We start from the raw sequence: 14,151 nt of genomic DNA, 5'->3' as shown, positions 1-14,151 counted from the left end.
GTTTTTTTATTTTAATTTCGTATGCTATGATGAAGGAAGTATGTCAAAAATCGGGGTGCGAACTTATGGATAAGCTTATTATTATTGATGGTAACTCTATCGCGAATCGAGCTTTTTATGCTTTGCCTTTGCTCAGTAATTCCAGTGGTTTACACACGAATGCGGTTTATGGATTTACAACGATGCTGCTGAAATTAATAGAAGAAGAAAAGCCTACGCATTTTCTCGTTGCGTTCGACGCTGGGAAAATAACGTTTAGACACAAAGAATATACGGAATATAAGGGTGGACGTGCCAAAACGCCGTCTGAGCTCTCCGAGCAGTTTCCGTTGATCAAAGAGCTGCTTAAAGCTTTCAAGATTCCACAGTTTGAGCTGACAGGCTACGAGGCTGACGATATTATTGGAACCTTGACCAAGGCAGCTGATGAAAGAGGCGAGAAGGTGCTTCTGGTTTCGGGAGATAAGGATATGCTGCAGCTGGCTTCCGAGCATGTGACCGTTGCGATCACACGTAAAGGAATTAGTGAAGTTGATCTTTATAACCCTGCTGAAATAAAAGAGAAATACGGCCTCACGCCAGCGCAAATCATCGACCTCAAAGGGTTGATGGGCGATACGTCGGATAATATTCCAGGTATTCCGGGTGTTGGGGAAAAAACGGCACTCAAGATGCTGCATGAGTTTGGAACCGTAGAAGAAGTGCTTGCTAATGCATCAAGCCTCAAAGGCAAAATGAAGGAAAAAGTCGAGGAGCATGCGCAAAGTGCCATTATGAGTAAGGAACTTGCGACGATTTTCCGTGAAGTGCCGATGGAAACCGAGTGGGATGTTTTCCGCTACGATGGCTTTGATGGACAAGCTTTATCCAGTATGTTCCGCAAGCTGGAGTTCAAATCCCTCCTGGAGAAGATGGATTTCGGGCCAAGCAGTGTGGATGAGGAACAAGTTGTCGAGAGTTTGGATGCGGTTGTTGTCACGGAAGACAACATGGAAGAACTGATTGGCAAAATAGGCGATAACGCAGCGATCCATGTTGAGGCTGTTGGGGAAAATCCCCATCAAGCTGTGGGGGTTGGCGTTGTCTGGTTTACGTATGATGGAGATACGAATACATCTTACTTCGTGCCCTTAGCGCTGCTGAAGAGTGAAGCGGGCGAGCCGCTGCGCAATTGGCTAAGCGATGATTCCAAGAAGAAGCAGCTCTTCGACCAACACCGTGCCCAGCTGGTGCTGGCTTGGCAAGGTATCCACCTCAAAGGTGTGGATTTCGATGCTCTGTTGGCCGCTTACTTACTCGATCCGACAGAGTCGAATCTTAGCTTGAGCGGCTTGACGGGCAAGTACAGCCTGCCGGGCGTTAAGACCGACGAGGAAGTGTTTGGCAAGGGGGCGAAGTTTCGCTTGCCTGAGCTTGCTGCGCTTAGCGACCACTTGGGTCGCAAAGCGATGGCCATTGCGCGCATCGTGCCCGTGCTGCGCGAAGAGCTGGAGAAGAGCGAGATGCATAGCCTCTTCTACGAGCTAGAGCTGCCTCTAGCGGGCGTGCTCGCGGAGATGGAGCTGCGCGGCATAGCGTTGGATGCCGAGGGGCTTAAAGCGTTCGGCGTGGAGCTTGTAGGCAAGCTGGATGCGATCATGACCCGCATCTACACGCTCGCCGGCGTAGAGTTCAACATCAACTCGCCGAAGCAGCTCGGCGAGATCTTGTTCGAGAAGCTGGGGCTGCCAGCTTGGAAGAAGACCAAGACCGGCTACTCGACGGATGCCGAGGTGCTGGAGCGCCTTGCGCCCTACCACGAAGTCGTAGGGGAGATTTTGAACTACCGTTCGCTTGCGAAGCTGCAATCGACGTACGTCGAAGGGCTGCTCAAAGAGGTGCGGCCGGAGACCGGTAAGGTGCATACCTATTACCGGCAGACGATTGCCGCCACGGGCCGGCTCAGCAGCCAGTTCCCGAACCTCCAGAATATTCCTATTCGTCTGGAGGAAGGTCGTAAGATCCGCAAGGTATTCGTTCCATCCGAGCCTGGATGGTACATTCTTGCTGCGGATTACTCACAGATCGAGCTGCGCGTGCTTGCGCACATCTCGCAGGATGACAATCTGAAGGAAGCGTTCCTTCAGAATATGGACATCCACACGAAGACAGCCATGGACGTCTTCGGGGTGGAAGAGAGCGCCGTCGACGCGAACATGCGCCGTCAGGCCAAAGCCGTTAACTTCGGGATCGTGTACGGCATCAGCGACTACGGCTTGTCCCAGAACTTAGACATTACCCGCAGGGATGCAGCTCAGTTCATTGAACAATATTTTGCTGTTTTCCAAGGGGTTCGCAAATATATGGATGAGATCGTGAAGGATGCTCGCAGGGACGGTTATGTCACGACCTTGCTGCAGCGCCGCCGCTATCTTCCCGAGATCACGGCATCGAACTTTAATCTGCGTTCCTTTGCAGAACGAACAGCGATGAATACGCCGATACAAGGTACGGCTGCTGATATCATTAAACTTGCCATGGTCCAGATGGCCGACCGTTTGAAACAAGATGGACTCAAGAGCCGCATGCTGCTTCAAGTACACGATGAGCTCGTCTTTGAAGTCCCAGAAGAGGAGCTTGAGACCATGCGCAGCTTAGTACCGGAAGTCATGGCTGCAGCCCTTAAGCTGGATGTCCCGCTGAGCGCGGATGTTGACTTCGGCCTTACTTGGTACGATGCTAAGTAAGTAAAGCACTAGTACTTATAAATGTGGCTCCCGATTATCAGCGTTAAATATGGCTCAGATGTGTCAATCGTCACATTAACGCTGAAAAACAATGCTAACTAGGGCTAAGCTGGGGGTTATGGGTGAATTTGTTGCTAATAGCGTTGTTTTTCAATACTAGTTCCTATATTTTGCTCGATGAGGTGTGATAACGCTGAATAACAGCGTTAACGGACAATCTCAGCACCGATATCGGTGAATCTGGTGGTATTGTCGCTGAGCGGTCCAAATCGACGCTCTCACCGACTCCGGCGATGCTGTGAGATGCTGAGAGGAACATTTCGGTCCTCTCAGCACCTGAAATCAGCAAATCTGGTGTAAATTTCCGCTGAGCGGTCCAAATCGGCGCTCTCAGCGGCTCCGGCGATGCCGTGGGTGCTGATAGGATCATTTCGGTCCTCTCAGCACCTGAAATCGGCGAGGCTGGTGGATTTTACCGCTGAGCGAGCCAATCTGGCTCTCTCGGTCTCTCCATCTCGCACGCTAGGTCAATCATCACACAAAGAAGAGGTGAACATCCGTGCCTGAACTACCCGAAGTCGAAACGGTCAGACGTACGCTGAACAATCTAATCACCGGTAAAACGATTGAGCATGTTCAGGTCAGACTGCCTCGCATCATCCAAAAGCCGGACGATATTCATATGTTTGAGGTTCTGCTGCAAGGTCAGACGGTGGAGACGATAGAACGCAGAGGGAAATTTCTGCGCTTCATATTTACCGATTACGTCATGGTTTCGCATCTTCGGATGGAAGGACGGTACGGTCTATATGACGGTGAAGATCCGTTGGAGAAGCACACCCATGTGTTGTTCCGCTTCACCGATGGCAGCGAGCTCCGCTATAAGGACGTTAGACAATTTGGTACGATGCATTTGTTTCCCAAAGGCGAAGAGCTCACGCAGCCTCCGCTGCATAAGCTCGGACTTGAACCTCTTGATGAAGGCTTCACCTTCGAGGCTTTCCGAGACCGGATCGCTCATCGTTCGACCAAGATTAAACCGCTGCTGCTCAATCAAGAATATATCGTAGGTATTGGGAATATTTATGTAGACGAGTCCCTTTTCTTGGCTGGCATCCATCCAGAACGTGAAGCCTCCTCGCTGAGCAAGAAGGAACTCGTACTCCTTCACTCAGCTATCATTCGCACACTTAGTGAATCAGTTGAAGTTGGAGGATCCTCCATTAAATCGTATGTGAATGGACAAGGCGAAATTGGCTTGTTCCAGCATCAACTGAACATTTATGGCAGACAGTCTCAAGCCTGTAAAACATGCGGGAGTGAGATCTACAAAACCGTTGTTGGCGGCAGAGGAACGCATATTTGCCCAACCTGCCAACCGTTAAAGCAGACTAGAATTCGAAAGAAGTCAGAGAAATAGGCACGTGAAGCCTCCCCTCCCCATATGATATGGAGTACTTAGCCTAGACAAACGGCTTATAAGCTAGTTTCTAGGTAAAACTCTTAGGAGGGGTATTATGCTTCCTGTAGTTTCACTACTTATTCTTGCTTTCGCAGTTTCTTTGGACGGCTTCGGTGTCGGTGTGATGTATGGATTACGTAAAATACGAATTCCACTCCTATCCATTGGGATTATATCGCTTTGGTCTGGTATCATTATCTACATCTCGATGCAGATCGGTGTACTGATGTCTTCCTTCATGTCTCCCTTGGTAGCTAAGCGTATCGGTGCTCTCATCTTGATTGGGATTGGCATCTGGGCATTAGCTCAAACGAGACAACAAAAGCCTCAAGAGTCTCAGGAACGAGGGGGAGTCGCATCTTTAGATCAAGCATCGATAAGCGGTGTTCATCCTTCACAAGAGGGTAAGCATCCTGGTTCTGGAGAGATTCTCACGTTTGATACTTTGCAACGAACGAAGGAAATACTGAATATCGAGCTGAAACGCTTCGGACTTGTTATTCAAATTTTGCGAACACCATCCATTGCAGACGTTGACAAATCGGGTAATATTTCGGCTTCAGAGGCTACCTTGCTTGGTTTGGCGCTATCATTGGATGCGTTCGGTGCAGGCATTGGAGCAGCATTAATCGGTTTCGTTCCACTGTTAACGGCTTCCGTCATTTCGATATCAAGTGGTTCATTTATTGCATTAGGTTTGCGGTTTGGTTTACGGTATGCGGAGATGAATTGGATGAAGAAACTGTCTATACTTCCGGGATGTGTACTCATTATTATGGGTCTTTTGAAAATGTTGTAGGACGCACGTTAGGAGAGATTTGCCCATGAATATCGGGTTAACAGGAGGAATCGCTTGCGGCAAAAGCACGGTTAGCGCCATGCTGGTTAGCCGCGGCGCCCTATTAGTAGATGCGGATACCATAGCCCGCGATGTCGTCGAGCCCGGCAGCCCTGTTCTTGAACAGGTTGCTGCACATTTTGGACAAGTCGTTCTTCAGGCTGACGGATCGCTCCATCGCAAGAAGCTTGGCGAGATCATTTTTGGTAATACCGAGGCACGCAAGCAGCTGGAAAGTATTCTGCATCCGCCAATTCGTGCACAAATTCGTGAACAGATGGAAGCCTATGAACGGCAATTTCCAGACAAACTTGTTGTGGTCGATGTCCCTTTATTAATCGAATCTAATTTATCCTTCATGTTTCAAGAAGTTATGGTTGTTTATGTGCCACGTCCAGTCCAGTTGGAGCGGCTTATGCATCGAGATGGACTGACGGAAAGTGCGGCGAATAATCGCATAGATGCTCAGATGTCCATAGAGGAGAAACGCAAATTCGCGGATGTTGTCATTGACAACAGTGGTACATGGGAAGAAACTAACGCTGAATTGGAGCGGTTTTGGCTAGAGAAGGGGCTTTCATGACCTTTTTACGTAAAAAACGAGTTTTTGCCCTGCTTCTTGTCTGTTTTGTTCTGGTTCTCTTTATGAATAGCGATTTTATCGGAAGAAAGGTGTACCCGATCTACTTTGAGCAGGAAATTAGGCAGAGCGCGGCGAAACACAATATAGATCCATTTTTAATTGCTGCGATTATTAGGGTCGAGACGAATTACAAATATCATTTGGAGTCAAGAAAAGGGGCATTAGGCCTTATGCAGCTTATGCCTGACACCGCAGAGTGGATTGTTGAATCCACGAATTTAGGGCCTCATGTGCAGGAAGATTTATTAAAAGTGGACGTAAATATTAATCTTGGTTCTTGGTATTTAAGCTGGCTTAAGAAGCATTATAATGGTAATTTAATTTATGCGATTGCGGCTTATAATGCAGGTCAAGGGAATGTGAATAAATGGAAGCAAAATGACATTTGGGATGGTTCGGAAGAGCATATTAATCAAATTCCATTCGGAGAAACACGTCATTATGTACAGCGGGTGCTCTATTATTACGAAAAATACACGAAGCTTTATTCTCAGCAATGGGGTAAATAAGGATTAGGATTCCGATTCCTCTTCAAAAACAAAGAAGCATTGGACTAGCTCCTTTTGGGGGCTTAGAGTCCAATACTTCCTGTTTTTGAGCTTCAGTAGCTAGGATTCAAGATTACTTGAATTGACCAGCCAAGGATTGCTCAGCGATTTGTACTAGTCGACGAGTGATGTTACCACCAATAGAACCAGCATCACGAGTAGCCATATTGCCCATATATCCATCTTGAGGGATGGCGATACCTAGCTCTTGAGCTACTTCGTATTTCAACTGATCCAACGCTGCGTTAGCTTGAGGAACGACTAATGTATTGCTGCTGCGGGATTGTCCTGCGCCCATGTCTGTTCACCTCCTTGTCGTTTGGTAATAGTATTGTGTGCATATCTCTCAAGTTCATGACATGTAACATATGGTAATAGATCAAAGAAGAGAAAGGAGAGATAGCGAATGAAGTGTCCGTTCTGTGACTATTCCGGTACGAAAGTTCTTGATTCACGTTCAGCCAATGAAAACAAATCGATTCGTCGTCGTCGAGAATGTGAGAAGTGCGCGAGAAGATTCACCACATTTGAGATGGTGGAAGAAACGCCGTTAATCGTGATTAAGAAAGATGGAAGTAGGGAAGAATTTAGTCGAGAGAAAATATTAAGAGGCTTGATTCGAGCTTGTGAGAAGCGCCCGGTATCGATGGAGAGGCTTGAGATGATGGTATCTGAAGTGGAAATGCAGCTTCGCACCACGGCTCATGCTGAAGTGGATAGTTTAAGCATTGGAGAAATCGTCATGGAACAGCTGTACCCCGTCGATGAAGTGGCGTACATTCGCTTTGCCTCCGTATACCGACAGTTTAAGGACATTAATATGTTCTTGAAGGAGTTAACGCAAATATTGGGAAAGCATGACACCGGACTGCTCCGGGATAAATAAATCAAAAATTAATAATTTAATCTCTAAATATGACAAAAAATAAGAAAAAGACAGCGGGATTCCCGTTGTCTTTTCTCATTTTTTCCCATAATATCAACAATCGTGCGATTAAAATTTATTTAAAAAAAGTAAATCTTTAGACATCAACCGACTGTATTTTTGTATGCTTTCGTGCATAATTCCTTTATTGAGTGCGTTTGTCCAGTTCACTTCTGAGAAAATGAATAAACCGAATAGCTTCATCAGGGGTTAAAACGTTGTTATCAAACTTAAAGGAGAACATATTCAAAAGATCACTTTCTGGAAGATGCAAGTTATCAATCAATTGTTGTACATCTAAACTCATATTACCATCCACCGTAATTTTTCCTATCATCTTTGTTCCCTCCTAGTCTTTCTACATGAATCGGACGGAGGCGGTAGCTGGCTGACATTTTGGACATTCAAAGAATGCCATTTTAGTCCCTGTAGCTTTGCGTCGCCACTTTTCAGTGGTTTTGCCTTTATCGTACCGATTTATGCTTGTAAGAAAACTATATCATATTTACAGATTGATTTACCATTAATTACATTATTCGAAGGATGGTTGAAGCATATGTCCGTCAAGTCCAATCAAATTCCAAACATTTCTTATGAATTAGATATCGTAAAGGTGGCTAGCTCTCTCGGAATTGATCAAGATCGCTTATTGGCTTATGTGTATGCAAACTCGGACTCGAAGAAACAATATGAGGTAAAGGAAACCTTTCCCGACTACAAGAGTGGTTGATCCTATAAAAAAAAGCACTACAACGTAATAGTTGTAGTGCTTTAATCGTATTAAACCATGATTTTGCAGATATCGTTCGTAAATTCAACCGGATCTTGAAGAGGCAATCCTTCGATTAAGAGCGCTTGATTGTAGAGCAGGGCCGTATAAAGATTCAGCTTCTCTTTGTCTTTGTCAAAAGCGTCTTTTAAGGAAGCGAATACTTCGTGATTGACGTTGATTTCCAGTACTTTCTCAGCCTTCACGTTAGGATTATTCGGCATTGCATTTAAGATTTTTTCCATTTCGATCGTCACATCGCCGTCGGTGGATAAGCACACAGGGTGCTTTTTAAGACGCTTGGATGCTTTTACATTTGTAACTTTGCCTGACAACAGGTCTTTCATATAATCGAAAAGCTCTTTGTTGTCATTTTTGTCAGCATCGGTTTCCGTTTGGCTGTCATCCATTTCAATACCAAGATCACCGCTTGAAACGGATTTAAATTCTTTTTCTTTGTAGGTCATGATCATTTTGATCGCAAATTCATCGATATCATCAGTGAAATACAAAATCTCATAGCCTTTATCTGTGACTAGCTCTGTTTGTGGAAGCTTATCGATTCTTTCCATCGATTCTCCAGAAGCATAGTAAATGTACTTCTGATCTTCCGGCATTCTTGCCACGTATTCGTCCAAGGTAACCAGCTTTTTCTCCTTGGAGGAATGGAACATCAATAGATCCTGCAGGACGTCCTTATGGCTTCCGTAATCGCTGTAGACGCCGAATTTGAGCTGTCGGCCGAAGGATTTGTAGAATTGCTCATATTTCTCTCTTTCGTCCTTCAGCAGGCTTTGCAGCTGGCCTTTGATCTTGCTCGAAATGTTTTTGGCAATCAGTTTCAATTGACGGTCATGCTGCAGCATTTCTCTGGAAATATTGAGCGATAGGCTTTCGGAATCAACCATTCCTTTAACGAAGCTGAAATAGTCAGGAAGCAGGTCCGCACATTTGTTCATGATCAATACGCCATTAGCGTAGAGCTCTAAGCCTTTTTCATATTCTTTGGAATAATAGTCAAAAGGAATATTTTCTGGGATAAAGAGGATAGCTTGATAGACCACAGCGCCATCAGCGCTAACGTGAATATGTTTGAGCGGCTTATCGAAGCCGTAATGTTTCTCGTGGTAGAACTTCTCGTAATCTTCCGGAGTCAGTTCACTTTTGTTTTTTCTCCAAATTGGAACCATGCTGTTGACATGCTGCTCTTCTTGGTAATCCTCGAATTCGCTTTCGCTGCCTTCTTTCAGCCTTTTTCCGGTAATGTCCATTTTAATAGGGTAACGGATGAAATCGGAGTACTTTTTGATGATCGCTTTTAAACGATACTCGTCTAAATACTCATCGAAGTTCTCATCTTCCGTATTATCCTTAATTTTCAGGATGATCTCCGTGCCCACTTCGTCTTTCTCAGCTGTTTCGATTGTGTAGCCATCAGCGCCAGTGGACTCCCACTTGTAAGCAACATCGCTGCCTAAAGCTCTACTAGTAACCGTAACGACATCTGCAACCATAAACGCTGAATAGAAGCCAACACCGAACTGGCCAATGATATTGTGACCGTCTTTTGCTTCATTTTCTTTTTTAAAGGCCAAAGATCCGCTCTTCGCAATGATCCCCAGGTTATTCTCCAAATCTTCCTTCGTCATACCAATACCAGTATCACGCAGCGTCAGTGTGCGATTCGTTTTGTCAGCAACCACTTTAATGAAATAACTATCTTTGTCAAATACCAACGTGTCATCGGTTAAAGCTTTGTAGTAAATTTTGTCGATAGCATCGCTGGCATTGGAGATAAGCTCTCTTAGAAATATCTCTCTTTGCGTATAAATCGAATTGATCATCATTTCCAATAAGCGTTTGGATTCAGCTTGAAACTGTTTCTTTTCCAATGGGAGATCTCCTTTCAAATATGTAGAAATTAGTCAGAGATGATTATTAGCACTCTCAGTCTTCGAGTGCCATCCCTATCTTTATAACATTCCTTTTTTTCAATGTCAATTGGTATGGCAAAGCGGAGCATTATTTCGTAATAATCCGCATGAGAATATCCACGCTTGGAAACCCATACTCCTCATATTCTTGTTCTTGCATAATCAGACTGTTGATGATGTTAAAATACCACGACAACAGTTCCCGGGGATCACCTTCAGAGAATTCTCCTGCTTGCTGCCCTTTGATAAAAATAGGGACTAGCTGATCAATAAGAACTTTCGGGGAATGCTGTTCAAGGGCTTGCTTCACCTCTTCGGGTACATCATCCGTTTTTCGTGCCTGTTGAATAAGCATGAAAGCATGCTTATTGTCCTCATCCAGCATTCCTTGAGTCAACGCATTAATTTGTTCCACGGGAGTGCCAGGTATTTGAGCAATGTAAGCAATTTCCTTGCCTGCTTCTTCCATGAGTTCTTGAACGAGTGCAGTGAATAGCGAATCTTTGGAGCTATAGTAACGGTAGAAGAGGCCTTGACTGATGCCAGCTTCTGCCGCGATCATGCTCATTTTGGTTCCTGCGATTCCGTGGCGGGCAAATACGGTAAGAGCAGCTTTCTTGATCTGTTCTCTGCGATCATCACGTATCTGAGTTAATTGTTGTTCATTTAATGGGGACAATGGCTGTCAATCTCCGATCTGCATAATTTCATTTCAATAAACTTATTATATAGTCTTCTTAAGTTGAAGTGAAACATCATCCTTCTTGCTTGCCGAGTCTACTAGTGGACTTATCCTCATCCTAAGTTCATCTAGAAATTGCTCCGTTCGTGCAAAGGCTGCGAGATGGCCTGCATTTTGGATAAGAACCATTTCTTTGTGAGGAGCAATAATATCATCGAAAAAGGCTTGGGCTAAAGCGGTTGGTGTTATGGCATCAGTATCACCTTGGAAGATGAAGAAAGGTATGTCAAATTCCAACCCGAGTTTGCGGACGTCAAAGGTCATGAGTTCATCAAAAAGAAAGTCCAAGGAGAAGTTCATGCCTTTGAAAATGTCTATAATATCACGTATGGTGTGGCCCGGCGACGACAGAATAGCAGGCAGCATGATGTCCATAATCATATTAGGAACCGTTGTAATAGATTTAATGATCCATTGGTTCATTTCATCGAAGTCTTTGCGGCTCCACTGCGAGGGATCAGGTCCAATTCTCTCGATCGCCAGCATGCCCTTTTTGTTCCCAGCAGTTCGAAGTCCTTCCAGTGTCATCTGATACGACAAATGATCCGGATCTGGGCCGACATTCTGATCAGTCCCTACATAGGCATGGAAGAGGTCTGGTCGGCGCTTAACCATCATGACACCTATACAGCTGCCCACAGAGCTGCCAACAAGAATAATTTTTTCTTGATTGAGATGTTCGCATAGGAATTCGGCAACCTCAAGCCCATCATGTGCGAGGCTGTCAAAAGTAATTTCTCCGCTTCCATTCACACCATTCCTGCGGAATGTCTTACCTGCACCGCGCTGGTCCCATTGGACGATGGTAAAGTGCTTCTCCCATGAACGCAGCAATGGAGAGAAGACGGTATAAGTTGATGCGGGACCGCCGTGAATGAAGAACAGGACGGGCTTGCTGCGATCCTCCCCGCGAATGGTGATCCACTGATCAATGCCGCCAATCTGAATGAATCGTTCCTGGGCGATGCCATTTGGCGTATGGAAGTTAAGTTTCTTAGCATTTTTACGCTGATTTAGCTTTCGTAGGAGCAGATCCCAAACTAAATGTTTTTTATTCATTCGTGCACCTCGTTCTTATTTTTAAATGAATAATTCATTCATCGATAAATCATATGTGTAGCTTAAATCATTTTCAATTCGCAGTCAATAGGCTATTGACTATGCAAACAATAAAAAAACGCTTGGGTTTCCAAGCGTTAAGCAGCTGTTTATGTAAGTTAATCTTGTTTTAACTCTTGCCCTTTTTCATTAAAAGCTTTTACGACCTTCTTAGGAGCTACAAGACTCCAGGCTAGCGTAAGCATATTACGACATTCCTCAGGATGGACACGATCCATTCGTAAAATCATGAACGCTAAGTTTTGGAAGCTGTCTGGCATCTGATAAGCATCAGGATCCATCGTGGTGTAAGCCGCTCGATCCTCTTTGGTCGTTTTAATCACGAGTGATAAACCATCTGGTTGGATAACCGCGTAAATTTTGCTGCGTACACGAAAGGAAGGTTTTTCCCAATGGTCTTGTTCTTCCGTTTCCGGTAAAGACAGCGCGATGCTTCTAATTTCATCAGCAGTAACCATGATCTTCTCCTCTCGTGAATGTAACCATTTATTATATATGTAGTAGCTCTATCATACTCATAATCGCCAATTCCAAGGGAATGTCACCCGAGCTCTAGTTAGCGGAACGTCGATTCGTAATTTTGGGAAATCTGCGCTTGAAACCCAATAAGGGGAACGAGAGGGCGCTATTTGATCAAAATAAACGATCCGGAGGCAAAAAAGAGTGAAATAACGCCTTGTCGTTCCTCTTCCTCATGAATCCGGGTGTTTTTCGTCCAAATAGCGAATCGACGTTCACTTGGGGACTTCTGGCTACCCTAGAAAAGGACAGAAAAGGGAAGAGAGGCATAATATTCACTTTGGACAGCCCCACATTTATGGGAGATTCATCAAATGAGATTGATATCACTACTCTCAATGATTGATTTTGGATAACCTTGCTTGGCAATTTTGATCATTGCGCGTCCGATCTTTTCTGAAGTCGTAATCGAATTTGGGAACCATTTTTCTAACAAAGGGTAGAGAGGTTTCGTTATGGTGTAAATGCTCTGGTACAGTTTGGTCTTGGACTTGACGCCATGCAATGGAAGAATACCTCCTGGACGGAACATGTAAGCCGCCTTAAATGGAAGCTTAAGCAAATCATTCTCCGTTTTGCCCTTCACCCGTGCCCACATACTGCGGCCATTTTCCGTACTATCTGTTCCCATTCCTGTTACATAGAAGAACGACATGTTAGGGTTCAATCTCACTAATGTCTCAGCAACATGCATGGTAATATCATAGGTTATTGCCCGATAGCGATCTTCGCTCATACCCGCGGAAGAGACACCAAGGCAGAAAAAACAAGCGTCGAAGCCCGATAGTCTATGCTCAATGTCAGTTAGATCCAGAAGATTAGCATGAACCTGTTCGTGCAATTTGGGATGATTCTGACCGGTGGTGTTTCTACCTACGGCTAGCACGCTATGAACTTGAGGATCGAGAAGGCATTCGCGCAGCACGCTCTGTCCGACCATGCCCGTAGCTCCGAAAAGAAGGACGTTCAATCTATCACACCTTTCCATTCAGTTATATCGAATTTGCATTAATGGTTATTGCTTTCCCATCTCTTGGCCCATTTATCCATTTCTTTGAGAGCGGTCTGAAAATCAATTCCTTTTTCCGTCAATGAATATTCTACCATGATCGGTACAGTAGGAGTTACTTGACGTAGAACAATCCCGTTCTGCTCTAAATGCCGCAGCACATCCGTTAAGGATTGTGTCTTGACGATCACTAAATCTCTATGAAGCTGTTTAAATCGTTTCGGGCCTTTAGATAGCTCTGCGATCACTAGGAACGGCCCATTTCGCACCAAGTATGGTCAATACGGAACAGATGTTGGAGAAGTCATGCACTTCTTCTTGTAAGGTTCCATGTTCGTGACCGGTCCAGCTATCCAAACGTATTTTATTCTACAAGCGCCGCTATCATCCAATCTCGTTCTCAGTTGAAGCAGCCCGAGCGGGAGAACATGGCCGAGGATTCCAGGTCGTTGCCAAAGAGGTGAAGAAGTTATCGGAGCAGACTGCAAGGTCGTCTAATCAAATCATCGATATGATTCAAATTATTCAAACCGAGTCGCAGCAAGCCGTTAAATCCATGGATGAGACATACACAGAAGTGACGGGAGGAATTACTATCATGAATAGGGCAGGAGAGTTATTTCGCCAGATTCAGCATTCCGTCGTAGAATTAGAAGCACAAATTCAGACAGTTTCGGCATCTTCGCAGCAACTTTCAAGCGGTGCAGAGCAAACGATTATGGCTATGGATACTATTTTCAATGTTGTGGAGAAAAGCGCATCGGCTACTCATAATGTCTCCGCAGCGGCACAGGAACAGCTGGCATCGATGGAAGAAATCGCAGCATCATCAGAGTCATTATCTAAGATGGCTATTGAACTTCAAGAGATAAATGAGAAATTCAAAACATAAAACGGAACAAGGACAACCTTTAAAG

16 protein-coding genes, 1 pseudogene and 1 riboswitch are annotated in these 14,151 nt (G+C 44.9%); of the genes and pseudogenes, 8 read left to right on the top strand and 9 right to left on the bottom strand.

What is annotated here, in order from left to right:
• Positions 1-65: 65 nt before the first annotated feature.
• Positions 66-2,726: a DNA polymerase I gene (gene polA, locus GC098_RS04880; protein ID WP_171641467.1), complete on the top strand. Its 2,661-nt coding sequence runs from the start codon at positions 66-68 to the stop codon at positions 2,724-2,726.
• 163 nt (positions 2,727-2,889) lie between these two features.
• On the opposite strand, the gene GC098_RS04875 is transcribed toward polA, so the two are convergent.
• Positions 2,890-3,156 carry a hypothetical protein gene (locus tag GC098_RS04875; protein ID WP_171641465.1) on the bottom strand — a complete coding sequence of 89 codons (267 nt, stop codon included), beginning with the start codon at positions 3,154-3,156 and terminating at the stop codon, positions 2,890-2,892.
• A gap of 129 nt (positions 3,157-3,285) precedes the next feature.
• Between GC098_RS04875 and mutM the strand changes: the two genes are divergently transcribed.
• The 4 genes from mutM (at position 3,286) to GC098_RS04855 (ending at position 6,178) form a co-directional block, all read left to right on the top strand.
• Positions 3,286-4,146, top strand: a complete 861-nt coding sequence (gene mutM / locus GC098_RS04870) for a DNA-formamidopyrimidine glycosylase (RefSeq protein WP_171641463.1) — start codon at positions 3,286-3,288, stop codon at positions 4,144-4,146.
• A gap of 97 nt (positions 4,147-4,243) precedes the next feature.
• The gene (locus tag GC098_RS04865) at positions 4,244-4,987 is read left to right on the top strand and encodes an MntP/YtaF family protein (RefSeq protein WP_171641461.1); all 744 of its coding nucleotides are present in this window, start codon (positions 4,244-4,246) and stop codon (positions 4,985-4,987) included.
• Between the two features lie 25 nt (positions 4,988-5,012).
• Entirely contained in the window at positions 5,013-5,609 is a 597-nt protein-coding gene (gene coaE, locus GC098_RS04860) for a dephospho-CoA kinase (protein WP_171641459.1), read from the top strand.
• On the top strand, positions 5,606-6,178 hold the full coding sequence (locus GC098_RS04855; protein ID WP_171641457.1) for a lytic transglycosylase domain-containing protein: 573 nt from the start codon (positions 5,606-5,608) through the stop codon (positions 6,176-6,178). Before coaE ends, GC098_RS04855 begins: the two co-directional genes overlap by 4 nt.
• 112 nt (positions 6,179-6,290) lie before the next feature.
• Here GC098_RS04855 and GC098_RS04850 read toward each other — a convergent pair whose 3' ends face one another.
• A complete protein-coding gene (locus GC098_RS04850; RefSeq protein ID WP_090817514.1) occupies positions 6,291-6,515 on the bottom strand; it encodes an alpha/beta-type small acid-soluble spore protein in 225 nt (74 codons plus the stop codon).
• A 108-nt stretch (positions 6,516-6,623) separates the two neighbouring features.
• Between GC098_RS04850 and nrdR the strand changes: the two genes are divergently transcribed.
• Positions 6,624-7,103, top strand: coding sequence for a transcriptional regulator NrdR (gene nrdR / locus GC098_RS04845; RefSeq protein ID WP_029199331.1), 480 nt, complete (start codon positions 6,624-6,626; stop codon positions 7,101-7,103).
• 184 nt (positions 7,104-7,287) lie between these two features.
• On the opposite strand, the gene GC098_RS04840 is transcribed toward nrdR, so the two are convergent.
• Positions 7,288-7,479: a hypothetical protein gene (locus GC098_RS04840; protein WP_171641455.1), complete on the bottom strand. Its 192-nt coding sequence runs from the start codon at positions 7,477-7,479 to the stop codon at positions 7,288-7,290.
• 39 nt (positions 7,480-7,518) lie between these two features.
• A riboswitch (cyclic di-GMP riboswitch) is annotated at positions 7,519-7,615 on the bottom strand.
• A gap of 83 nt (positions 7,616-7,698) precedes the next feature.
• Between GC098_RS04840 and GC098_RS04835 the strand changes: the two genes are divergently transcribed.
• Positions 7,699-7,872, top strand: coding sequence for a hypothetical protein (locus tag GC098_RS04835; RefSeq protein ID WP_157036959.1), 174 nt, complete (start codon positions 7,699-7,701; stop codon positions 7,870-7,872).
• Positions 7,873-7,922: 50 nt separating this feature from the next.
• On the opposite strand, the gene htpG is transcribed toward GC098_RS04835, so the two are convergent.
• The 6 genes and pseudogenes from htpG to GC098_RS04805 form a co-directional block, all read right to left on the bottom strand.
• Positions 7,923-9,803: a molecular chaperone HtpG gene (gene htpG / locus GC098_RS04830; RefSeq protein WP_171641453.1), complete on the bottom strand. Its 1,881-nt coding sequence runs from the start codon at positions 9,801-9,803 to the stop codon at positions 7,923-7,925.
• A 130-nt stretch (positions 9,804-9,933) separates the two neighbouring features.
• Entirely contained in the window at positions 9,934-10,524 is a 591-nt protein-coding gene (locus GC098_RS04825) for a TetR/AcrR family transcriptional regulator (protein WP_171641451.1), read from the bottom strand.
• A gap of 45 nt (positions 10,525-10,569) precedes the next feature.
• On the bottom strand, positions 10,570-11,646 hold the full coding sequence (locus tag GC098_RS04820; RefSeq protein WP_171641449.1) for an alpha/beta fold hydrolase: 1,077 nt from the start codon (positions 11,644-11,646) through the stop codon (positions 10,570-10,572).
• A 158-nt stretch (positions 11,647-11,804) separates the two neighbouring features.
• A complete protein-coding gene (locus tag GC098_RS04815; RefSeq protein ID WP_171641447.1) occupies positions 11,805-12,164 on the bottom strand; it encodes an MmcQ/YjbR family DNA-binding protein in 360 nt (119 codons plus the stop codon).
• A 371-nt stretch (positions 12,165-12,535) separates the two neighbouring features.
• Entirely contained in the window at positions 12,536-13,195 is a 660-nt protein-coding gene (locus GC098_RS04810) for an NAD(P)H-binding protein (RefSeq protein ID WP_171641445.1), read from the bottom strand.
• A gap of 38 nt (positions 13,196-13,233) precedes the next feature.
• Positions 13,234-13,546 (bottom strand): annotated as a pseudogene (locus GC098_RS04805) (winged helix-turn-helix transcriptional regulator).
• A gap of 148 nt (positions 13,547-13,694) precedes the next feature.
• Here GC098_RS04805 and GC098_RS04800 point away from each other — a divergent pair.
• A complete protein-coding gene (locus GC098_RS04800) occupies positions 13,695-14,126 on the top strand; it encodes a methyl-accepting chemotaxis protein (RefSeq protein ID WP_312879988.1) in 432 nt (143 codons plus the stop codon).
• Positions 14,127-14,151: the final 25 nt, after the last annotated feature.

Source organism: Paenibacillus phytorum (genome assembly GCF_013141715.1).
In the GTDB taxonomy this organism is placed as follows: domain Bacteria; phylum Bacillota; class Bacilli; order Paenibacillales; family NBRC-103111; genus Paenibacillus_E; species Paenibacillus_E phytorum.
This window is presented reverse-complemented; position numbering and strand designations above follow the sequence as displayed.